Raw genomic sequence first — 21,850 nt, 5'->3', positions numbered from 1 at the left:
AAAGAGGGTTGCATATAATGGATTTAAAAAAACTTGAACAATTTAAAGATAAAATAAAAGAAATCAAAATATTAGAGAATAGAATTTTAGAAATGCAACAAGAATCAGAGGAAATTGTATCGGATGTCGTACGGGCTTCTTCGAAATCATTTCCGTATACAGAACATACAATCAAAATAACAGGAGTTAATATCAAAAGACGAGATAAGATAAAAAGAGTAACAGAAAGATTAAATGATAGAAAATTAAAACTATATCGCGAGTTAGAAGAAATAGAAAATTTTATCGAGAATATAGAAGATAGTAAAGTGCGCCAAATTATAGAATTAAGGTACATAAAAGGAATGACATGGAGCATGGTCGCTCTAAAAGTGTACGGTTATCCTAACGGAGATACACCTAGAAAAAGAATCAAAAGATATTTTAAAAAAAACTGAATTTTGTCCGTTTTGTCCGCTTTTTATGCGGTATATTTGTAGTATGGAAATCTATACCACATGAGCCTATTTGATTCTAGGCTCATTATTTTTTTGCTTCCGGAAAGGTAACGAAAAGCAAAATAGAAAAACAAACGAAAGGAGGGGAAGAGCCAGTGGCAAGACCGAGACATCCAATGCGGGAAGTTGTGAAGAAAAAATGGATTGAAAGCGGAGGGAAAATAAAGACAAAAGAATTGGCAGAAGAAGCAGGAGTGCCAGAAAGCAGTATAAGAAAATGGAAAAGTCAAGATGATTGGAAAGCAGAACTTGGGAAGAAGAAGCGCGGAGGACAACCCGGGAATAAAAACGCAACAGGGCATGGCGCACCTCTCCGGAATAAGAACGCAGAAACGCACGGTGCATATTCAACCGTACATCTTGACGATTTACCGCCAGAGGAAAGGGCGTATATAGAATCAATTACGCTGAACACACAAGAAAATATGTTGAGAGAACTTCAATTGCTAATAGCAAAAGAAAATGATTTGAAAAGGAAAATTAAAGCTTTAGAGCAGGAGAATGAAGAGGCATTGCACGTGGACAAGGTTGTTGAAATGCTTGTGCCAAAGCAGGAGGATAAAAAGAAGCAAAAACAGAGGAGTAACATAGAAGAATTAAAAACAGCCATGAAAACAGTTGTAAAAGCAAGTCCGTTCGATAGGACTTTAAGGTTAGAGGCAGAGTTGAATAAAATACATGGCAGAATAATAAAGCTTCTTGACAGTATAAAGTCATACGAACTCGACAGGCGACGTATAGAACTCGAAGAAAAAAAATATCGCCTTGCAAAACAAAAACTAAAAGGGGTATTCAACATAGACCCAGAAACAGGAGAGATTGACGATACCAAAGATGATGGAACAGAAGAAATTTAAGGTATATGCTAAAAAAACCATAGGTTCTTCCAGCGAAATATAAAGCCTGCGGGTCCGCTGACGCCCGGGATTTGCCTAGATATAAAATACAAAAAACCACTTCCGGAATTTGCGGAAAAATTTTATAAGGGGGTGTTCAAAAAATAAAAAAAGAAGGGGGTGTTGCTTTTGAAACTTTACAACGCAAAAGCGATTGCGCGTTTTCTTGATATTTCAGAACGAAGAGTGCGGCAATTGAGGGACGAAAAAATCATTGAAGAATATCCAAACAGCAACGGACTTTATGAACTCATTCCCACGGTACACAGATATATAAATTATCTAAGAAAACGTAACCCCGAAACAGAAGAGAACATTGACTACTATACAGAACGCGCAAAGTTAGTGCGTGCCAAGCGATTGAATGAAGAGTTTGAATTAAAGATAAAAGAAAATAAATTGCATAGTTCGGACGATATAGAAGTCGTAATGACTGATATGCTCATTAATTTCAAAAGTCGTTTAATGGCAATACCTGCAAAACTTTCACCAATTTTAAGCAAAAAAAAAGACAAAACAGAGATATTCAAAATACTAAAAGAGCATATTGATGAATCACTAGACGAGCTTTCAGATTTTAAAACAGTTTTCGGAGAGAGGGTGAATGACGATGAAGAAAGCGACAGTTGATTTATTCGCAAGGATATTTTCAGTGTTGAAGCCGCCGCCAAATATGACAATTTCACAGTGGGCGGATGAATACCGCCGTCTTTCTTCTGAATCATCCGCAGAGCCGGGCAAATGGAAAACAACAAAAGCACCATATCAAAGAGAAATCATGGACGCGATTTCTGATATAAAGGTGCAAAAAGTTGTCGTAATGAGTGCGGCACAGTTAGGGAAAACGGATGGGTTTATTTTAAATCCTATAGGATATTATATGCATTATGACCCTAGCCCGATTATGGTGCTACAACCAACGATACAAATGGCGGAAACATTTAGCAAGGACAGGCTTTCTCCTATGTTGAGAGATACGCCGGTACTGAAAGATAGAGTGAATGACAAAAGCAGAAACAGTGGGAACACGATTTTGCAAAAAATATTTCCGGGTGGACATGTCACGATGGTTGGAGCAAATTCAGCTTCTTCTCTTGCGTCTCGACCTATTAGAATATTGCTTGCGGATGAAATAGACCGCTACCCAGCAACCGCGGGGAATGAAGGTGACCCACTTCTATTGGCTGGGAAAAGACTTACGACATTTTGGAATAAGAAAGAAATATGCGTAAGTACACCCACTATTAAAGGACTTTCGCGAATAGAGGTTGAGTTTGAACATAGCACGCAAGAGGAATGGTGCGTACCTTGTCCAGAGTGTGGAGAATATCAGCCGTTAAAATGGGGAAGGGTGGTATTTGATAAAAATAATCTTGACGATATTTCACACGTATGTGAAAAGTGTGGCGTTGTATCAAATGAGATTGATTGGAAGGAACAGTTCCAGAAAGGTAAGTTTATTGCAAAATACCCAGAGAGAAAAGTTAGAGGATTTCATCTAAATGCCCTTGCCTCTTTGTTTGTCGAGTGGAAAGAGATAGTTCAAAAGTTTTTGACAGCAAATGAAGAAAAGAAAAAGGGAAATATCGAATTATTAAAAGTTTGGACCAATACAGAAATGGGGCAAACGTGGGAAGAACAAGGCGAACAACTTGAAAAAGACGACCTCTACAAGCGCCGAGAAAAATATAATTGCGAAGTTCCGGAAGAGGTAATTTGCTTAACCGCAGGAGTTGACACGCAAGATGATAGATTCGAAATTGAAGTTGTTGGATGGGGCGAAGGTAAAGAAAGCTGGGGAATAAAATATCAAGTAATATATGGAGACTTGAAGCTAAAAGGCATATGGGACGAACTAGATACGTTCCTCAATCAAACATTTACCAGAGCAGATGGCGCAAAATTAAAAATCATTTGCACATGTATAGATAGTGGAGGACATTTTACTAACCAAGTGTATAAATTTTGCAAACCGAGGACAGCACGCCGCATTTTTGCTATTAAAGGTAAAGGAGGAGCGGAAGTTCCTTACTACAGCAAGCCATCAACATCAAACAGAGAGAAAACACCTTTGTTTACTATTGGAGTCGATACAGGAAAATCATTGCTATATCAGAGATTAGCGGTAAAGGAAGAAGGACCGAACTATTGTCATTTTCCAAAAGAGAAAGACAGAGGTTATACGGAAGAATATTTTAAAGGTTTAACTGCTGAAAAAATGGTAATGACCTATAAACGAGGTAAAGCACAATATGTATGGAAGCTAAAAAACAGCGGATATAAACGAAATGAGCCACTTGACGTTCGTAACTATGCGACGGTTGCGCTTGAAATAGCGAATCCGGTACTTAAAAAGCAAGATAAAAAAGAAACGTCAGCCGTGCAGACTAAAAAACGTGGTAGGCGTTCACGTTCGGGAGGAATTATATAAATGGCATACACACTTGAAGTAGCAAAGAAGCATTTGGAAGCTTGGTTGACCGCTGAATTGGAGGTCACAACAAGCCAAAGCTATTCCATAGGTTCAAGAAGCTTGACGAAAGCGAATCTTCCGGAAATAAGAAAACAAATTCAATTCTGGAAGAATGAAGTTGAAAAACTTAAAAACATATCGAAAAGAAAGGGCAGAAACCGAGTAATGAGAGTTGTTCTCCGTGATTTATAAAGGAGGTGAAAAAAATTGAATATATTAGATAAGGCAATAGCCGCTATATCGCCAGAAAAAGGACTTAAACGTGTTGCCGCGCGTCAAAGACTTAAAATCATAAATAGTGGTTATAGCAATTACGGGGCTTCGCATACTAAAAAATCACTATTAGGTTGGCTTTATAGTGGCGGAAGCGCTAAAGAGGATATACAAGAAAATCTTGCGACATTAAGACAACGTTCACGTGATTTGTATATGGGTGTTCCGCTTGCGACAGGAGCAGTCAAAACATGCAGGACCAATGTAGTCGGCGGAGGATTGAGGCTTAAAAGCCAAGTAGATTACGAAGTGCTGGGGATTTCGGAAGAGGAAGCTAGCAAGCTTGAAAGTAAAATCGAAAGAGAATTTGCATTGTGGGCGGATTCTCCTGCTTGCGACATTGAAAGACTAGATAACTTTTATGAACTTCAACAGCTTGCGTTTTTGAATTGGCTTATGAGTGGAGATGTAATTGTTACCCTTCCAGTAACTAAAAGAATCAATATGCCTTATGACTTGAGAATCTGCTTGATTGAAGCTGATAGATTAAGTAACCCAGCAGGAAACACAAACCCCAGAATTGTCGGAGGTGTAGAAGTGAACGAAGCTGGAGAAGTCGTGGCGTACCATATCAGCACACATCATCCGTTATCATTTGAAGCAATAGAAACTAAATGGACAAGGGTTGAAGCTTATGGAGCGAAAACGGGAAGAAGAAATGTGCTTCATGTAATGAATAGGGAACGCATAGGACAAAGAAGAGGTGTTCCTTTCCTTGCACCTGTTATCGAAGCATTGAAGCAGCTAGGGCGTTATACAGACGCGGAACTTGTTGCGGCGGTTGTTAGCGGAATGTTTACTGTGTTTATCGAAAAAGAAAGTGCAAGCAGTGAAACTGCACTAGGTGAAATTATACCAGAAAAGCAACAAGTAGACAGTGCGGATGATGGAACTCTTGAACTTGCACCGGGGGCGATTATCGACTTAAATGAAGGTGAAAAAGCAAAAGAATTAAACCCCGGTAGACCAAACACTGCGTTCGATGGCTTTGTAATTGCTATTTGTAGACAAATTGGTGCCGCGCTTGAAATTCCGTACGAATTACTTGTAAAGAACTTTAATGCTTCGTACAGTGCGTCGAGAGGCGCTTTACTTGAAGCGTGGAAAATGTTCAAAATGTACAGAACATGGCTTGCAAATGATTTTTGTCAGCCGATTTTTGAAGAATGGCTAGCGGAAGCGATTGCGAAAGGGAGAATACCGGCTCCCGGATTCTTTGCAGACCCAATTATTAGGAAAGCATATTGTGGAGCGGAGTGGAATGGACCAGCACAAGGGCTTTTAAATCCAGTACAAGAAGTCACCGCGGCAGAAAAACGGGTTGCAAATGGATTCTCTACACGTGACAGAGAAACGATGGAACTTACTGGCGGAGATTTCTACAAAAACGTACAGCAATTAAAAAGAGAAGAACAATTAATGAAAGAGGTGAGAAACATTGCAGAAGAAGCTAATAGCAAGTAAAATTGCGTGGAATTTCACGCAAGCTAACGGAGATTTAACAGAAATATTAATATACGATGTGATTGCTGATAAACAAAGTTATAATTGGTGGACAGATGAAAAAGGAACGGAAGTGACACCAATTTTGTTCAAAGAAGAGTTGAACAAAATAACAACATCGAAAATATGCGTGCGCATAAATAGTGGTGGAGGCGATGTTTTTGCGGCGGAAGCAATAAGAACTGCTATAAGAGAAAAAAGGCAAGAAGGAAAGAAAATAAATTGTAAAATTGATGGTTTTTGTGGAAGTGCGGCAGTTGGTATTGCGGCAGCTTGCGAATCAATAGCGATTTCATCAAGTGGTTATTTTATGATACATGACCCGATGGTTTTTGCTTATGGATATTACAACATAAGTGATTTCAGTAAAGGGCAAGCCATGCTTGAAAAAATAAAGCAAGGCATTATAAATGCTTATGCCGCAAAAACAGGAAAAGACAAAAAAGAAATTTCAGACCTTATGACGGCTGAAACATGGTACACAGGAGATGAAGCAGTTGAAAACGGTTTTTGCGATGAATTGATGTTTGAAGAAGAAGCAGAAAACACCATTGAAAACGTAGTCAATTCAGCCGCATTGGATATGCAGATGTATAGAAATCCACCTATTTCGTTGTTAAACCTATGTTCTCTACATGACAGCAGAGGTTTTTCAAATAAAACACCTAAACAAACCAAAACAAAGGAGAGTGAAAACACTATGGAAATTAAGACAGTTGATGAATTGAAAGCCGCGTTCCCAGATTTAACAAAGCAAATAGAAAATGCCGCGGCAAAAGAAGAACGTGAACGCATTAAAAACATTGAAGAAATGGCGATTGATGGTTACGAAGGGATTGTAAACAATGCAAAATTTGAAAACCCAATTGCCGCCGCAGAAGTAGCAATGAAGATTGTGGCAGAGCAGAAAAAGCAAGGAGCAAATTACCTTGCAAGTAGAAATGCAGATGTAGTGAACAGTAACATCAATAAAGTAGGAAGCAGCAGTCAAGAAGGCGTGGAGAATAACAATGGAGAAAATCCATATGACGCGGCTATTGATAAGTTGTTTCCAGAAAGCAAATAAGGAGGGATAAAACATGTATGAAGTAAATACCGCAACAAACACGCCGGAAAATATTATTGCAGGCGATTATCCGATTACAAAAGGTGTATATCCGATTAAAAGTGGGGCAACAGTAGCTAAACATACGCCCGTTAAACTTGTCGGGGGAGAAATTGAACCAGTTGTTAAAATTGAAGCAACAGAGGTAGACACGACTAATGCGATTCCTGCAAAAACAATTGAAGAAAACACAGTCGAAAATCTTTATGGAATAGCCGCAGAAGATGGAAGTGGCGGGGAAGCGGCTATTTATCTAACTGGCGAATTTTTCGCGGATAAAATTCCACTTCCGGCAGACGTTACAATTGATATGCTGAAACCAGCATTCAGAAAACTAGGGATTTTCTTAAAGTAGAAAAGGGAGGAATAGAAAATGGCAAATGAAATAAGTATTTTTGAACCGCGTACTATGGGGAAGGTTGTTACGCGTATGCCGAAAGTGCATACATTTTTTAGAACGACATTCTTTAAAAACATTCAGACTTTTACAACAAAAAGCGTTGATGTAGATTTTAAAAAAGGGAACAGAGCGCTTGCGCCATTTGTTCATAGAAAAATTGGAGGCAAGACGATTCCAAATAGTGGATATCAAACGAAATCTTATACGCCGCCACTTGTAGCGCCAAACAAAATTACGACAGTGGACGACCTTATGCAAAGAATGCCGGGTGAAAGTATATATGGAGGTAAAAGTCCAGCAGAAAGAGTAGTTGAAAAACTTGCGAGAGATTTCACGGAGCTTAACGAAATGATTGTAAGGCGTGAAGAATGGATGTGCGCGCAAGCGATTTTCACGGGTACGATTCCGATTGTTGGCGATGGAATCAACGAAGTAATTGACTTTAGTTTTACGAACAAAGAAACTATCACAACAGCGGCTAAAAAATGGGGTGCTGAAACATCAGACCCGATTGCAGACTTGAAAAGATGGAGGAAGCAAGTTCAAAAAAACGGCTTTGTAAATTGCGATGTGTGTGTAATGTCAGATGATGTTGCGACGGCATTTATTAATCACCCTAAAGTGCAAAAAATACTTGATACAAAAGGTTATGACCTTGCGTCTATCAAACCACGCGAACTTCCAAACGGTACAACATATATAGGTACTCTTCACGCAGAAGGTTTGGACATTTATACTTACAATGAATGGTATTTGGACGATTGGACAAATCCAGAAGCGCCAGAGCAAAAACCACTTGTACCAGAAAAAACACTTGCTCTTATTTCTACAGGAGCGAATTACTCTATGTACTATGGAGCAGTTACACTACTCGATGAAAATACGAAGAATTTCATTACAGTAGAAGGAGAGAGAGTTCCGGATTCTTGGATTGAAAGAAATCCATCACGCAGATTTTTACAGCTTAACAGTAACCCGCTTCCAATTCCTCACGAAGTCGATAGCTGGTTTGTTGCACAAGTTCTGTAATGAATCTAAAAGAACAAATGAAGCGTGATGTAAAAGCGGTTTTCCACAATACGGATGAATTTGCGGAAGAAATGGAAATTTATTACGATGGAGAATATCACACGATTCCTGTAATTCTTGATTACGAGGGCGCACAAGACAGGAAAAAGCCGTCAAGCGATAATGCAGGCGGCATTTTTCGTGTTGATGTCAAGTTATATGTTGCTTTTAGTGATTTAAACTTTATGCCAAGACAGGGCGCGAGTATAGAGATTGGGGACGATATTTTCAATATTGTAAAAGTAGGAAATGAAGCGGGCGAAATAATTCTTGATTTGGAGAGCTTGGATGAATGATTGAAATAACAAATCAACAAATAGAAAGAGTGAATTTAATACTTGGCGGAATAAAAAACGCCCCGAATAAAGTCTTTTACAGCACGATAAATAGAGGATTAGCAACGGTACGTTCAAAATCCGGTAAAATGATTAGAGAAACGTACCGTATAAAACAGAAAGACATTACTAGCAATCGAAACATGAAGGTAAAGCGGGCGAGTTCAAGCAATCTGGAAGGACAAATTGAGTTTGGTGGCGCAGTAATACCATTAATTAAATTCAAGGTGACGCCAAGCCAACCCAAAAGGAAAGTTGTAAGCGTTTCGGTGTTGAAGAATGAAGGCGCAAAAAGGTTGCAATCAGCATATGTTGCAAATTTAGGAAGGTATGGCGTTGGTGTATTCGAGAGAATGACAAGAAAGCGTGAAACATCACAACAACTTTTTGGACCATCGACAGCCCATATGATGGAAAATGAAGAGGTTTTGCAAAGGGTTGAAGCTGCCACACAAGAGACGGTGAATAAACGTATTGAACATGAAATAAGCCGAATACTAAACGGTTATGTTTAATAAGGAGGTTGAAGCATGACGGCGGTTGTATTACTTGAAAAACTAAAAAAATATATTGAGGAACACACGAAAGATATTATTCTTTCGGTTCGTACAAAATCAAGTAGCGAAGAAGCTAAAGAACGCCCAGCAGAAGTTCATAAAATGCGTTTGCCAGATAAGGAAGGTGAAACAAAGCGTATTCCTTATATACTTTTACAGTTTTTAACTGGAAAAGATGAACAAAAAGAAGGACAAAGTGCGGAGAGTGAATGCAAAATAAGAATAATTGTGGCGACGTATTCAGAGGATGGCGGCGAAGGGGCAATGGACGTTTTGAATGTATTAACACGAATACGTATTTCGTTGTTAAAAGATGGGGTTGTAGGTGAACAATTCTTGATTAAAAAACCGCTTGAATACATTGTATATCCAGATGATACCGCACCGTACTATATGGGTGAAATGCTCACTATTTGGGAAATGCCAGAAATAGAAAGAGAGGTTAAAAATATATGGTAGCAAAAAGAAAAGAAAATCCAACGGAAACAACAACCTCTACCAGCAATGAGAAAAGGGAAGAGGTTAAAAAAACAGAAGTAAAAGCCAATACAGTAAAAGGCAAGGAATGCCAGCATTTTGTATATATAGGACCATCATTGCCCGGTGGAAGATTAAAGAGCAATACAGTCCTATGTGGTGGCATAGAAAGCATTAAAGAATATTACAAAGAAGTAATAGAAAAATACCCGCAAGTGGAACGTTTGATTGTTCCGGTTGGGAAACTTGGGGAACTAAAAGAAAAAACCCAGACACACGGGAATATCATCAACAAATATTATGATGATATAGTTTCCGCGATGGGTGAAAATAAGGAGGAATAGAAAATGGCATTTTATCACGGCGTAAAAACGCGACAAATTGAAACATCGGTTTCAACTCCGGTGACAGCAGGAAGCGGCATTGCTTTTGTAGTAGGAACGGCGCCAGTGCATACGGTGAGTGGGAAAACAAATGTGCCTATTCTCGGTAATAACTACAGTGAAGCAGTTGCGGAGCTTGGTTATAGTGACGATTGGGCGAAATACAGCCTTTGCGAAGTGATGTATTCACATTACAAGTTATACGGTGTAAGTCCGGTTATCTTTGTCAATGTGCTTGACCCAACAAAGCATAAAAAGACAGTTGCCGCCGCAGACTTGGAATTGACAGAAGGCAAGGTTTATTTGCCATTTGAAGCAATTAAAAGTACCGTAGTCGTTAAAGCGGAAACAGGAACAGGAGAGGCGTACACAATTGAAACGGATTATGATTTGTTTTATGATGGCGGGAAACTGGTCCTTGAAGTGCTTGACGGCGGAACTATACCAGAAGCGGCAACGAAATTAAATATTGCTTATGATGAAGTTGACCCATCAATGGTGACAGACGCGGAAATCATAGGCGGTTTTAATGTTGAAACCAAAGAGACTACAGGGTTTGAATTGATAGACAAGGTATTTCCATTGTTCAGTATAGTTCCGGACATTATACTTTGCCCGGGATGGTCACACAAAGCAGAAGTTGCGGCGATTATGAGCAGTAAAGCCCAAAATATTAATGGAATATTTGAAGGGAAAGCGCTGATAGATGTAGACACATCGTCAACAAAGCATTATGCAGACGCGCCGGCTTGGAAAAAAGCCAATAATATCAATGTTAAAACTCAAATACTTTGCTTCCCGATGTGTAAATTAGGAGAAAAAGTATTCCATATGTCAACGCAAGCGGCAGGACTTATGACAAAGGTTGATATAGAAAATGGAGATAGTCCATGCGAAAGCCCATCTAACAAGTTATTGCAAATTAATAGCACAGTTCTTGCGGATGGAACAGAAGTCGCGCTTGATTTACAGCAAGCAAACTTCCTCAATTCAAATGGTATTGTTACGGCACTCAATTTTATTGGGGGCTTTGTTTTATGGGGAAATGAAACGGCTTGCTTCCCAGCTAGTACAGACGTAAAAGATCATTTTATTTGCGTTTCTCGTATGTTTGGATGGGTTTCAAACAGTGTAATCTTGACATATTGGTCGAAGATAGATAACAAATTGAATCGAAGATTAATTGATTCGATTATTGACAGCCTTAACATATGGCTGAATGGGCTTACATCGGAAGAAAAGTTGCTTGGTGGTAGGGTTGAGTTTAGAGACAAAGAAAACAGCACAACAGCACTCATGAGTGGAAAAGCAACATTCCATATTTACATGACACCACCTAGCCCAGCGAAAGAACTTGAATTTATTTTAGAATATGACGCGAACTATGTTTCGGCGGCATTTAAAGCGTAAAGGGGGTAAAAGAGTATGCCAAAAGTAAACGAAGCCGTAATTAACTTTGCGGTATATGAAAATTCAACAGAATATTACGGGATGGCAGAAGTAACATTGCCGGAAATTTCAAACTTAACGGAAGAAGTAAAAGGCGCAGGAATCAGCGGAACTTTTGAGAGTGTTGTTTTGGGACATCTTGAAGCAATGACATTGACACTGAATTTCAGAACACTTGTAAAAGACGCGGTGGCGCTTCTTGAACCGCGCGACCATCAAATTGATTTAAGAGTGGCACAGCAAGGAAAAGACACTGTTTCTGGGAAAACTACCGTAACACCAATTAAGCATGTTATGGTTGTAAAACCAAAGAAACTCAATCCGGGGAAAGTTGCGCCAGCTTCACCGGCAGAGGCAAGCGGAGAATATGCGGTGACGTATTGGGCTACATTCATTGACGGTGAAAAGGTACTTGAAGTTGATATATTAAATTTCATTTATCTTGTCAATGGAACAGATTATTTGGCAGATGTAAGAAAAGCACTTGGAAAATAACCAGCGGCAACAACCGCTGGTTTTAATTTAACCGAATAAAAAAGGGAGGAAAAAACAATGAGTGGAGAAATCAAAAATATTAATGCAGAAGGCACAGGAGTGGGAACAGGGCAAGAAAAAACAAATGGACAGGTAAATACATCGAAAGAGAAAAACAAAGCAACAGAAGGGAATAACGGCGTTTATGTGCATGAATTTAAAAAGCCGTTTGAATACGAAGGGAAGAAATTTGAAAAGCTGAATTTCTATTTCGACAAATTAACTGGAAAAGATATGATAAGTATAGAGGGGGAAATGCAGGCTATGGGAGAATACGCGCTTGCACCAGAAATTTCAAGAGGGTTTCAATGCAGGATGGCGGCTAAAGCTGGAAATATCGGAACGGACGCATTGGAATGCTTACCGCTTCCGGAATTTAATAAAATTACAAATGCCGCGCGCGATTTTTTAATCAATGCGGGTTACTAAAAGTTAAACCCGGACAATGGTTCAGACAACAAAGTTTCCGATTGGCTAGGGCAACATATACCCCTATTCCTTTTTTCTTAGATATGAGAATACAAGAACTTATTATGTGGATTGAGGATATTAATAGCGCGATGGAAGAGGATAAAGGAAAATAAATTTTTTAAGAGGTGCTATACCGAACCGCTTGCCAACGCGCTTGAGTTTTTGTAGTATTTTAAATAAAGAGTGAAATAGGGAGGCAAAGCTATGGCAAAGCTAATTGATTTAACTGGACAACGATTTGGAAAACTTGTTGTGATAAAAAGAGGAAAAAATGATAAAACCAATCACGCAAGGTGGTATTGTCAATGCGATTGTGGTGAAGTAGTGCTTGTTACAAGAGGGAATTTACGCAATGGACGCGCAAAAAGTTGTGGGTGTTTACGCCGTGAAAAAATCACAAGATACAACATAAAAAAAGACAACACTGGCGAAAGCAAGACAAAACTATATCAAATTTGGATAGCTATGCGACAACGAGTGAAGAATCCTAATTCCCAAGCGTTCAAAAATTATGGAGGCAGAGGGATAACAATATGTAAAGAATGGGAAGAAGATTTTCAAGTGTTTAAAAAATGGTCCATATCTAATGGATACAAAGAAAATTTAAGTATTGACAGAATAGATAATGATAAGGGATATTCGCCCGAAAATTGCAGATGGACCGATTGGGAAACTCAATGCAATAACACAAGAAATAATATCAATATCACATACAATGGAGAAACAAAGACAATAACAGAATGGGAAAAGACATTAGGATTTAAACGAAATGTATTGTTGAATAGAATATACAAATATGATTGGAGTGTTGAAAAAGCATTCACAACACCGGTAAAAAAACAAAAAAGCCATAATGGAAAATAGCAACCACCTTTTGAGGTAGGTTGCTTTTTAGTTGCATGAAAGAAGGTGGGAGTTTGGCGGGTGGTAGAAAAGAATATGAACTTTTATTTAAACTGAAAGCGGCGCTGGGTTCAAATTTCAATAGTTCATTTACGTCAGCATTGAATACAACAAGGCAACTTCAAGGAACTCTTACAAGGATAAATTCTCTTTCTGGGAAAATAGACGGATATAAAAAGCAATCGAATGCAGTTGAAAAAAGTAGGCAAAAACTGGCGGAATTAACTGCGGAACATGAAAGATTGCAACAGGAAATGAGCCAAACAGAGACACCTTCTGAATCTTTAAGAAGAAGATTTGAAAGGAATGCCCGCCAGATAGAAGCAACCACCACTCGAATAGAGGAACAGGAAAGACGCCTTGGAGAGTTAGGCGAAGAATTGCGGAGTGCAGGTGTAAATACAAACAACTTGGAAACGGCAAATGAAAGACTTGCTAGAAGTTACCAATCAGTGCAGAGAAGTCAAGAAGAGTTGAGCAGGATTAACACCGCCCAAAGAAAGAATGCCGCCGCAATTGCAAACACTAGAACACAGCTTGTAGGCACGGTGGGCGTTGTTTCTGCAATAGGTGCGGCGTTCTATGCTGGTCCTGTAAAAAGCGCAAAAGATTTTGAATCTTCAATGGCGGACGTGGCAAAGGTTGTTGATGGATTAAAAGATGATACAACAGGGAAATTGACAAAAGAATATTATTTAATGAAAAAAGAAATTCTTGATTTATCAACAAAAATACCTATGATACCTAAAGAACTAACGGAAATTGCGGCGGCGGCTGGACAAGCGGGGATTGCAAGAAAAGAAATAATCGGTTTTTCAACAGATGCCGCAAAAATGGGTATTGCTTTTGACACGACAGCGGCACAAGCTGGAGAATGGCTGGCAAAGTGGAGAACATCGTTTGGACTTACGCAAGAACAAGTTGTGGAGTTATCCGATAAAATAAACTATTTAGGCAATACATCAGCGGCGAATACCCAGCAGATTTCATCAATTGTTACTAAAGTTGGACCGTTGGGAGAAGTGGCAGGCTTTGCCAGTGGAGAAGTTGCCGCGCTCGGAGCAACGTTGGTCGCGGTTGGAGTAAGTGAAGATGTTGCCGCAACAGGTATCAAAAAAGTAATGACGACTATGACTGCGGGAAATGCCGCTACCAAAAGACAAAGAGCCGTACTTGATAAGCTGGGAATATCGGCAACGGAACTGGCGGAACGCATGCAAAAAGACGCAAAAGGCGCTCTTCTTGATTTTATGAAGGCGGTTAATAAGTTACCAGAAGCAGAAAAAACAGCGGCGCTGAAAAATTATTTCGGAGAAGAATCAGTGGCGGCACTTTCTCCTATGCTAACAAAATTGAATTTGCTTGAAGAACAATTGAACAAAGTTGGAGACGCGTCTTTGTACGCAGGAAGCATGGAAGAGGAATACGCTTCAAGAGCAGGAACAACAGAAAACAAAGTACAGCTAGCCAAAAATAGTATTACAAGACTTAGTGTTATTTTGGGGAATACATTCTTGCCATATGTAGGGAAAGCCGCGGAAAAGTTGTCCGAATTGGTCACAAAATTTGCAGACTTTGCAGAAAAGAATCCAGAATTAATTGAAACGGTAGCAAAGGTTGCCGCTGGGCTTCTTGCTTTTAAAGTTGCAACGATAACAGCAAAATTAGGATTTCTGGAATTAAAAGGCGGAGTTCTAGGCGTTCAAAAAGTATTTTCATTGTTTAGAGGGAGAGCGGCAGTTGCAGGCGTTGAAGCGATGGGACTTTCAAGCAGATTGACAACAGCGGGTGCAGGATTAAGAAATTATTTCGGAGGAATAAGAGGTGCGCTTGGTGGTGTTGGGAGTGCGATTGGACAAATATTCAGTGGCGGAAGAATTGCAACTATATTTTCTGGCATTGGGAATGCAGTTACAGGCATATTCGGTGGTGTTGGCAGTAGGATATTAGGCGTATTTGGAGGAATGGGCGGCAGAATAACATCAATATTTAGTGGAGTGGGAAGCAGGATAATTGCTGGACCACTTGGAAGAATAGGGATGATGGTAGCGAAGCCGTTTATGAGCATAGGGAAATTAATTTCACCTCTCATGAACTTAGGCGGCGCAATATTAGGACCGTTTAGCGGCATATTCGGGAAAATATTCCCGGTCGTTGGAGTGGTCATGTTAATCATTTCTGCTATTCAGATTTTACGCGATAACCTAGATGGAGTAAGAGGTGTTGTAGAAAGAGTATTTGGAGAAGCTGGACTTAAAGTATTTAACAAAGTAGTTGCAACGATAGGCAACATCGGTAATGCAATTAAGAATGTATTTTCGGATGGAGGAATCCAAAACATAAGGAAATTTATCAATGATACATTTGGGGAAAATAACCCGGCATTAGCTGAATTTTTAAATGGGTTCGTGACAGTATTCCAAACAATAGGAAATATCGTGGGACAGTTTATAACTTTTGTTGACACGTATGTAAAACCAGTAATAGCAGATATTTTCGACTTTATAGTCGTGACAGTGCTTCCAATGATTGCACAAAAATTTGCAGAATGGGCGCCGACCATAGCGAGTATTATTCAAGGACTATGGACTATAATTCAAGGTGTGGCAACGGCGGTTATGAATATTGTTAGTGTGGTAATGCCGATGATTCAATCAATTATCACAGGGGCGCTCCACACGATAATGCAAGTTATTGGGGGGTTATTGACCACAATTAAAGGCATAATCAATTTCATAGTGGGCGTGTTCACAGGTGATTGGGAAAAAGCTTGGACAGGCGTAAAAGATATTTTCAAAGGAATATTCCAATCATTGGGCGGTATTGTAAAAGCGCCTTTGAATGCCGTTATTTCAATAGTGAATGGAGTTATAGGAAGTATCAACAAGGTTGGTTTTGACATACCGGATTGGGTTCCGGTGGTCGGAGGGAAAAAGTTTGATTTAAACATTCCTAAAATTCCGATGTTTGCAAAAGGGTCAAACTATACACCGGACACATTTATTGCTGGTGAAAAAGGTGCGGAACTTATTACCAATGCAAAAGGAAGAAAAGTATTTACAGCCGCACAAACAGGGAAAATATTCAACAATATCAATAAAGCAAATACGCAGAATAATTACAATGAAGTAAAAGAAGTTGTTATGTTTGCACCGATGTTGCAAGCAATGCTTTCTTCTATAAGAGCGGCAGTGCCAAGAGGACCTATGTTGCCGCAACTTCAACTTGCATATAGCACAGGCACGGCGGCAGGAGTTACAGCACCAACAGTAAAAGCAGATTCAACACAAGTCGTAACAAAAATAACAATTCATAACCAACCGACAATCCATGTTGACGGTAACGCACCGAATGACCTAGAAGAGAAGTTGAAGAAAAACAATGAGGAATTATTAAACGAAGTGGAAGAAAGAATAAGAAAAAAAGAAGAGGACGAAAGGCGGGGAAGATATGAGTAAAAAATATACAACGGTTTTAGGCGATATGTGGGACACGATAGCATATAAAACGCTTGGAGATGAAAAATATACCGATAAACTCATAAAAAACAATTTGCAACATCGTCACACCGCCATTTTCCCCGCAGGAATAGTGATTGATATTCCAGAAATAGAAGCGGAGGTTTCGGCGAAACTGCCACCGTGGAAAAGAGGGATAGTATGAGCAATAATGAAATGGCAAGACGCGTTGAAATACGCCTTGAATTTGAGGGGGTGGATATCAGCGCGGATGTAAACAAATATTTTTTGTCAATGACTTATACTGATAACGAAGAGGATAAAACGGATGATTTGCAATTAACGCTTGATGATAGGGAAGGGGTTTGGCTGGACGATTGGCTTAATACGCCAGCCCAGCCCCGAACACCAGAGACTAATAATAGTGGTTGGAAAATAGGTGATGAAGTAATTGTGAATGGTAAACCTCAATATAGCAGTTATGGAAGAGGAACACCGGGAAGTGCTGTGACAAACTACAAAGGAAAAATTACTAAGTTGAACATAAAACAAGGCGTGCCATACCCAATTCATGTTGACAAAAGAGGGTGGTTTGCTGAAAATCAAGTGGAAAAGATTTCGGCAAAACGAGAAACAATGACAAACAGCGGTGGAGCAAAAGGCGCGATGATTCATGCACTTATCGTTCAGAAAAATTGGGATTCGACAGGAAAGGATAAAGTTCTTGATTGTGGTTTATTTGAAATAGACAGCGTGGATGGAAGCGGACCACCTGCTAAAGTAAGCCTAAAAGGAACTTCAATCCCTTATACATCAACAATACGAAAGCAGAAAAAAACCAAAGCGTGGGAAAATATTTTTCTTAAAGCTATAGCAGAAGAAATTGCAAGTAAAAACGGCATGAAGTGTATGTTTGAATCGGCATACAATCCATACTATGACCGAAGAGAGCAAGTGCAACAATCTGATATTGTTTTTTTAAAAACACTTTGCAAGAATGCAGGAATATCGCTAAAAGTAACAGCAAAAACGATTGTTCTATTTGACGCTGCAACATACGAGAAAAAAGACACGATAAGAAAGATAAAACGCGGTGAATCAGATGTGAAAAGTTATAGATTTTCAACAAACTTCAATGACACGGCATATGATAAATGTCATGTTAGTTATACAGACCCTAAAACAGGGAAAACAATTGAATACACTTACCAGCCGAGAAATACACCGGGTAGCGGTCAAGTTCTGGAAATTAACGAGAAAGTAAATGACAGAGAAGAAGCCAGAAAACTTGCAATGAAAAGACTAAGAGAAAAAAATAAAAAAGAATTTACCGCGGAGTTTACTCTCGTTGGAGATTTGGACCTAGTTGCAGGGGTAACGGTTGATGTTGTGGGGTATGGCGCATTTGATGGAAAATATATCATCGAAAGCGCAACGCATAATTTGACAGGCGGGTACACTGTAAACATTAAATTACGCCGTGTATTGGAGGAATATTGATAAATGAAAGAGGAATTGAATGTATTAAAAAATATGGTGCGAGTTGGCACGGTGAGTTCGGTTGATGTAGAAAATAGAACGGCAAGAGTGAAGTTCGCTGATAAAAACAACCTTGTTTCTGGACCGTTAAAAATTCTTAAAAATAGCCCGACAATTACAATTGAAAAAGAGGTTGACGGCGAAAAGTGGGATTTAACGGCTCAATACGCAACAGCGGACAGAAAGTTTGGGCTAGGTGAAATTTATACAAACACGGACCCGGACACTATTATTTTGCAAAAGACAATCCAGTATGAAAAGAAAGAATCTATTCCGGAAAGCACAGGGAGTTGCACGTATACCGGAGTGATTGAAGAAAAGACACATAAACATATCGTGAAAGTATATCCGTGGATTCCATATGTAGGTCAATTGGTACTTTGTATATACATGCCGAACGGCGGAAGTGATGGATTTGTAATAGGAGGGGTGTGATGTGGCTATCATAGGAACACTTGGAGATATAGTTTTTAGTGTATCAAAAGAAACAGTGAAAACATTTGAAGGTATGAAATGGGACAGTTCCGTAAAGTATGCCACTCATGACAGGCACTTAAAAGATACGTTACTCGAATTTACAGGAAGAAATGCGGATTCTATTTCATTTAAAATGAATTTTTCAGCGTTTTTAGGAGTAAACCCTATTAAAGAAATAAATAAACTTCTTGACGCGGAGAGAAAAGGAAAAATTATGCGTCTTGTGATAGGTAATAAAGCATACGGGAAATACAAATGGGTTATAGAGAAAACCTCGAAGGATTTAGAGAGGTTTGACAACAAAGGAAATTTACTTATTGCAAAAGTATCTATTTCACTAAAAGAATATGTAAGGAGGTGAAGAGGATGGCTCATATTGTTACGGCGAATGATAATAAAAAAATAAACCTTGCACCAGAAACGGTTGTTGAAGAGGTTTTGCAGAATGTGGCAATGATTATTTCAACGCCACAATTTACAGTGCCGCTTGACAGAGGTTTCGGGCTTCCTCAACGCTTTTTGGATAAACCCCTACCAGTAGCGAAAGCAATTCTTGTGACAGAAGTGCTGGACGCAATTGAAAGATATGAGCCGAGAGCAGAAATTGAAAACATTACATTTGTAGAGGAAGAGCAGGAAACAAAAGCAGGGAAACTCATTCCGCGGGTGGAGGTGAATATAGTTGACGGAGAATAACAGGAAATACCCAGAAATAAGCTTTGTTGATACAGATACGGAATTGCTTGTAAACAGCTTGATAAAATCATATGAAATGTTTACCGGGAGAACTCTATATCCCGCGGACCCGACACGCCTTTTCATTCTTTGGGTTGCCGATATAATCATACAAGAAAGGGTCATTATTGATGAATCAGCAAAACAAAATATTCCGAGGTATGCAGAAGGGGAGTATCTGGATTCGCTTGCAGAAATTTTCAAAGACACATACAGACTTGAAGCAAAAGCGGCAAAAACGACATTTAGGTTTTATTTATCAACAATACTTTCTTCGCAACAAATCGTGCCAAAAGGGACAAGAGTAACAGTTGATGGAGAAATTACATTTGAAACTATAGAGGACCTTTACATTAAAGCTGGTGAATTATACGGTGATGTACTTGCGGTATGTCAAAAGGCTGGGGAAATAGGGAACGATTTTATACCGGGGCAAATAACTCAAATTGTTGATTTATTCCCATATTATGAAAAGGTAGAAAACATTACAACTAGCGCAGGAGGTACAGAAAGAGAAACGGACGAAGCTTTTTACGAGCGAATGCGCGAAAGTATGGAAAGTTTTTCGACAGCAGGACCGGAAGGTGCATATATATATCATGCCAAAACAGCTTCTTCACAAGTAGCGGACGTTTCAGCAACTTCACCGGAACGCGGAGTTGTAGATGTACGAGTATTACTAAAAGATGGAGAATTGCCCGGGGAAGAGGTTTTGAAAGATGTTGAAACAGCTATTTCAGCAGATAACACACGACCTCTTACGGATTTTGTAACGGTGTCAGCACCAGAGGTTGTGCCGTTTAATATCGAATTTACGTACTACATTCCGAAGCCAAGTGCAAACAGTGGTATGGTGATATCAAAAGAAGTTAAAAAGGCGGTAAATGAATATAAGAAGTGGCAAACCGAGAAGATGGGAAGAGATATAAACCCATCTTATTTGATTTCACTGCTCATGAAAACGGGAATAAAACGTGTCGAAGTAACAAGTCCAACACATGCAGTTGTGGAAGAAAACAAGGTTGCAACGCTTCAAAACCCCCCAAGCATAATAAATGGAGGGGTTGAAGATGAATAATACTATTTACGATATTGATTTGACGAGAATGCTGCCGCCAAGTTTGAAAAAAGATGAAAACATGCTTGCTCTTGCAAAAGTAATTGGAGAAGAATTGCAAAAAACAAGCAAGATGGCGCGAAAAAATATCATATATGCCAGAATTGATGAACTGGAAGAAGAGGCGCTTGATATTTTAGCATACGATTTGCACGTTGATTGGTACGATTATTCTTATCCAATTGAAGCAAAACGGGCTTTGATTAAAGATAGTGTCAAGGTCCATAAAAGGTTAGGAACAAAATTTGCAGTTGAAACAGCGCTGGGGAACCTTCATCCCAATAGTTATGTAGAAGAATGGTTTAAATATAACGGGGAGCCTTTCTCTTTCCGGGTTGTATTAGACACAACACATTCGAGAGCAGGAGCGGGATATTTTGAAATAAAAAAAGCAGTAGATTCGTATAAAAGAAAAAGTGCGCATATGGATGAACTTATCTATCAATGCACTGTAAAACTTGAAATAGGAATTGAGACGAATGCGTTCCATTATAAAGCCGGAATTACAGGGAAGCAGATTGCAGGGACATTGCCGCAAAGAAATACAATAGGAGCAATTGGCGAATCAGATGTTGAATTGCATAAGGATTCAGAGGGATTCAAATTCACAAGTCCAGCGGCAGGGACCGTTCCATATCGCTCAATCATAGCGGCTTTACATGAAAGCAACATAAATGCCCCAGTAGTAGCAGAAGGATTCAAATATACCGCCGAAATGACAAGGAAAGCAAAGACGGGAACATTGCCGCAAAGAAACACAGGCGCAAGCATTAACGATGGCGGAATATCGCAATCAATTACAGCAGAGGGGTACAAGTACAATGTAAAACGTTGCGGCACATCACTTTGTAAGAGTTATAGGTAGTTGCAAAATAGAGTGAAAGGTTATCCACAGAAAAATTGAGTTGAAATTACTAAATAGAAAGAGTTATTAACAGTAATATTCAAAAAAAGACGCAGTTAAATAAAGGTTCAGTAAAACCTTTTTAAAAAGGATATAGAGTTTAAAAAAACTTAAGCAATTAAAGATTTAATAGCAAGAGGATTGTGGATATTGTTAGTCTTAAACATTAAAACAAACGCAACTAACTGAGAAATACAAGCCAGTAAAACATCAGCTTTTAAAGAAACAGTATTTCTAACTTTAGATGATTTGATTTGAATAAAGTTTTTTAGTTGAGAAATAGACCTTTCACAAAT

Annotated in this window: 26 protein-coding genes; 25 read left to right on the top strand and 1 reads right to left on the bottom strand. The window is 39.1% G+C overall.

Translation table 11 applies throughout. From position 1 onward, the window contains the following. The first annotated feature begins 8 nt into the window (after positions 1-8). The 25 genes from BUA77_RS03545 to BUA77_RS03425 all read left to right on the top strand — a co-directional run bounded on the left by BUA77_RS03545 (position 9) and on the right by BUA77_RS03425 (position 21,515). Positions 9-437, top strand: a complete 429-nt coding sequence (locus BUA77_RS03545; RefSeq protein ID WP_143145337.1) for a hypothetical protein — start codon at positions 9-11, stop codon at positions 435-437. 155 nt (positions 438-592) lie between these two features. Further along, on the top strand, positions 593-1,354 hold the full coding sequence (gene terS / locus BUA77_RS03540) for a phage terminase small subunit (RefSeq protein ID WP_242939076.1): 762 nt from the start codon (positions 593-595) through the stop codon (positions 1,352-1,354). A gap of 168 nt (positions 1,355-1,522) precedes the next feature. Then, entirely contained in the window at positions 1,523-2,023 is a 501-nt protein-coding gene (locus BUA77_RS03535; protein ID WP_072722910.1) for a hypothetical protein, read from the top strand. Further along, positions 2,004-3,824 carry a phage terminase large subunit family protein gene (locus BUA77_RS03530; protein ID WP_072887371.1) on the top strand — a complete coding sequence of 607 codons (1,821 nt, stop codon included), beginning with the start codon at positions 2,004-2,006 and terminating at the stop codon, positions 3,822-3,824. The genes BUA77_RS03535 and BUA77_RS03530 overlap by 20 nt, the downstream gene beginning before the upstream one ends. Then, positions 3,825-4,058: a DUF6148 family protein gene (locus tag BUA77_RS03525; RefSeq protein WP_072887369.1), complete on the top strand. Its 234-nt coding sequence runs from the start codon at positions 3,825-3,827 to the stop codon at positions 4,056-4,058. A gap of 15 nt (positions 4,059-4,073) precedes the next feature. After that, on the top strand, positions 4,074-5,603 hold the full coding sequence (locus BUA77_RS03520; protein ID WP_072887367.1) for a phage portal protein: 1,530 nt from the start codon (positions 4,074-4,076) through the stop codon (positions 5,601-5,603). After that, positions 5,578-6,708, top strand: coding sequence for a head maturation protease, ClpP-related (locus BUA77_RS03515; RefSeq protein WP_242939075.1), 1,131 nt, complete (start codon positions 5,578-5,580; stop codon positions 6,706-6,708). Before BUA77_RS03520 ends, BUA77_RS03515 begins: the two co-directional genes overlap by 26 nt. Positions 6,709-6,721: 13 nt before the next feature. After that, a complete protein-coding gene (locus tag BUA77_RS03510) occupies positions 6,722-7,102 on the top strand; it encodes a hypothetical protein (protein WP_072887365.1) in 381 nt (126 codons plus the stop codon). A gap of 18 nt (positions 7,103-7,120) precedes the next feature. Beyond that, the gene (locus BUA77_RS03505; RefSeq protein ID WP_072887363.1) at positions 7,121-8,176 is read left to right on the top strand and encodes a major capsid protein; all 1,056 of its coding nucleotides are present in this window, start codon (positions 7,121-7,123) and stop codon (positions 8,174-8,176) included. Next, positions 8,176-8,511 (top strand): hypothetical protein, encoded by a 336-nt coding sequence (locus tag BUA77_RS03500; RefSeq protein ID WP_072887360.1) that lies wholly within the window; start codon positions 8,176-8,178, stop codon positions 8,509-8,511. Before BUA77_RS03505 ends, BUA77_RS03500 begins: the two co-directional genes overlap by 1 nt. After that, the gene (locus BUA77_RS03495; RefSeq protein WP_072887358.1) at positions 8,508-9,065 is read left to right on the top strand and encodes a phage tail protein; all 558 of its coding nucleotides are present in this window, start codon (positions 8,508-8,510) and stop codon (positions 9,063-9,065) included. The genes BUA77_RS03500 and BUA77_RS03495 overlap by 4 nt, the downstream gene beginning before the upstream one ends. 15 nt (positions 9,066-9,080) lie before the next feature. Next, positions 9,081-9,566: a hypothetical protein gene (locus tag BUA77_RS03490; protein WP_072887356.1), complete on the top strand. Its 486-nt coding sequence runs from the start codon at positions 9,081-9,083 to the stop codon at positions 9,564-9,566. Continuing rightward, positions 9,560-9,928, top strand: a complete 369-nt coding sequence (locus BUA77_RS03485; RefSeq protein ID WP_072887354.1) for a hypothetical protein — start codon at positions 9,560-9,562, stop codon at positions 9,926-9,928. The genes BUA77_RS03490 and BUA77_RS03485 overlap by 7 nt, the downstream gene beginning before the upstream one ends. A 3-nt stretch (positions 9,929-9,931) precedes the next feature. Beyond that, entirely contained in the window at positions 9,932-11,377 is a 1,446-nt protein-coding gene (locus tag BUA77_RS03480) for a phage tail sheath family protein (RefSeq protein WP_072887352.1), read from the top strand. 15 nt (positions 11,378-11,392) lie between these two features. Then, positions 11,393-11,911, top strand: a complete 519-nt coding sequence (locus BUA77_RS03475) for a phage major tail tube protein (protein WP_072887350.1) — start codon at positions 11,393-11,395, stop codon at positions 11,909-11,911. Positions 11,912-11,968: 57 nt separating this feature from the next. Beyond that, positions 11,969-12,379, top strand: a complete 411-nt coding sequence (locus tag BUA77_RS03470; RefSeq protein WP_072887348.1) for a hypothetical protein — start codon at positions 11,969-11,971, stop codon at positions 12,377-12,379. A 246-nt stretch (positions 12,380-12,625) separates the two neighbouring features. Then, positions 12,626-13,285, top strand: coding sequence for a hypothetical protein (locus BUA77_RS03465; protein WP_072887346.1), 660 nt, complete (start codon positions 12,626-12,628; stop codon positions 13,283-13,285). Between the two features lie 53 nt (positions 13,286-13,338). Then, positions 13,339-16,782 (top strand): phage tail tape measure protein, encoded by a 3,444-nt coding sequence (locus BUA77_RS03460; RefSeq protein WP_072887343.1) that lies wholly within the window; start codon positions 13,339-13,341, stop codon positions 16,780-16,782. Next, positions 16,775-16,987: a tail protein X gene (locus BUA77_RS03455; protein WP_072887340.1), complete on the top strand. Its 213-nt coding sequence runs from the start codon at positions 16,775-16,777 to the stop codon at positions 16,985-16,987. Before BUA77_RS03460 ends, BUA77_RS03455 begins: the two co-directional genes overlap by 8 nt. Next, entirely contained in the window at positions 16,984-18,282 is a 1,299-nt protein-coding gene (locus tag BUA77_RS03450; RefSeq protein ID WP_072887338.1) for a phage late control D family protein, read from the top strand. The genes BUA77_RS03455 and BUA77_RS03450 overlap by 4 nt, the downstream gene beginning before the upstream one ends. A 3-nt stretch (positions 18,283-18,285) precedes the next feature. Continuing rightward, positions 18,286-18,756: a hypothetical protein gene (locus tag BUA77_RS03445; RefSeq protein WP_072887336.1), complete on the top strand. Its 471-nt coding sequence runs from the start codon at positions 18,286-18,288 to the stop codon at positions 18,754-18,756. A gap of 1 nt (position 18,757) precedes the next feature. Continuing rightward, entirely contained in the window at positions 18,758-19,159 is a 402-nt protein-coding gene (locus BUA77_RS03440; RefSeq protein WP_072887334.1) for a phage tail protein, read from the top strand. 5 nt (positions 19,160-19,164) lie between these two features. After that, entirely contained in the window at positions 19,165-19,494 is a 330-nt protein-coding gene (locus BUA77_RS03435; RefSeq protein WP_072887332.1) for a GPW/gp25 family protein, read from the top strand. Then, positions 19,481-20,611 (top strand): baseplate assembly protein, encoded by a 1,131-nt coding sequence (locus BUA77_RS03430; RefSeq protein WP_072887330.1) that lies wholly within the window; start codon positions 19,481-19,483, stop codon positions 20,609-20,611. The genes BUA77_RS03435 and BUA77_RS03430 overlap by 14 nt, the downstream gene beginning before the upstream one ends. After that, entirely contained in the window at positions 20,604-21,515 is a 912-nt protein-coding gene (locus BUA77_RS03425; protein WP_072887328.1) for a phage tail protein I, read from the top strand. Before BUA77_RS03430 ends, BUA77_RS03425 begins: the two co-directional genes overlap by 8 nt. 149 nt (positions 21,516-21,664) lie before the next feature. Here BUA77_RS03425 and BUA77_RS13700 read toward each other — a convergent pair. Further along, positions 21,665-21,850, bottom strand: a 186-nt coding sequence (locus BUA77_RS13700) for a hypothetical protein (protein ID WP_278280551.1), incomplete at its 5' end; no start/stop codon positions are given.

Source organism: Tepidibacter formicigenes DSM 15518 (genome assembly GCF_900142235.1).
GTDB lineage: Bacteria > Bacillota > Clostridia > Peptostreptococcales > Peptostreptococcaceae > Tepidibacter > Tepidibacter formicigenes.
This window is presented reverse-complemented; position numbering and strand designations above follow the sequence as displayed.

Bases quoted from the DNA above. Each gene is read 5' to 3' on its own strand.
- BUA77_RS03530 (WP_072887371.1), top strand. From the start codon at position 2,004: ATGAAGAAAGCGACAGTTGATTTATTCGCAAGGATATTTTCAGTGTTG.
- BUA77_RS03485 (WP_072887354.1), top strand. From the start codon at position 9,560: ATGGTAGCAAAAAGAAAAGAAAATCCAACGGAAACAACAACCTCTACC.
- BUA77_RS03475 (WP_072887350.1), top strand. From the start codon at position 11,393: ATGCCAAAAGTAAACGAAGCCGTAATTAACTTTGCGGTATATGAAAAT.
- BUA77_RS03455 (WP_072887340.1), top strand. From the start codon at position 16,775: ATGAGTAAAAAATATACAACGGTTTTAGGCGATATGTGGGACACGATA.
- BUA77_RS03445 (WP_072887336.1), top strand. From the start codon at position 18,286: ATGAAAGAGGAATTGAATGTATTAAAAAATATGGTGCGAGTTGGCACG.
- BUA77_RS03495 (WP_072887358.1), top strand. From the start codon at position 8,508: ATGATTGAAATAACAAATCAACAAATAGAAAGAGTGAATTTAATACTT.
- BUA77_RS03525 (WP_072887369.1), top strand. From the start codon at position 3,825: ATGGCATACACACTTGAAGTAGCAAAGAAGCATTTGGAAGCTTGGTTG.
- BUA77_RS03465 (WP_072887346.1), top strand. From the start codon at position 12,626: ATGGCAAAGCTAATTGATTTAACTGGACAACGATTTGGAAAACTTGTT.
- BUA77_RS03500 (WP_072887360.1), top strand. From the start codon at position 8,176: ATGAATCTAAAAGAACAAATGAAGCGTGATGTAAAAGCGGTTTTCCAC.
- BUA77_RS03470 (WP_072887348.1), top strand. From the start codon at position 11,969: ATGAGTGGAGAAATCAAAAATATTAATGCAGAAGGCACAGGAGTGGGA.
- BUA77_RS03505 (WP_072887363.1), top strand. From the start codon at position 7,121: ATGGCAAATGAAATAAGTATTTTTGAACCGCGTACTATGGGGAAGGTT.
- BUA77_RS03510 (WP_072887365.1), top strand. From the start codon at position 6,722: ATGTATGAAGTAAATACCGCAACAAACACGCCGGAAAATATTATTGCA.
- BUA77_RS03435 (WP_072887332.1), top strand. From the start codon at position 19,165: ATGGCTCATATTGTTACGGCGAATGATAATAAAAAAATAAACCTTGCA.
- BUA77_RS03490 (WP_072887356.1), top strand. From the start codon at position 9,081: ATGACGGCGGTTGTATTACTTGAAAAACTAAAAAAATATATTGAGGAA.
- BUA77_RS03480 (WP_072887352.1), top strand. From the start codon at position 9,932: ATGGCATTTTATCACGGCGTAAAAACGCGACAAATTGAAACATCGGTT.
- BUA77_RS03425 (WP_072887328.1), top strand. From the start codon at position 20,604: ATGAATAATACTATTTACGATATTGATTTGACGAGAATGCTGCCGCCA.
- BUA77_RS03450 (WP_072887338.1), top strand. From the start codon at position 16,984: ATGAGCAATAATGAAATGGCAAGACGCGTTGAAATACGCCTTGAATTT.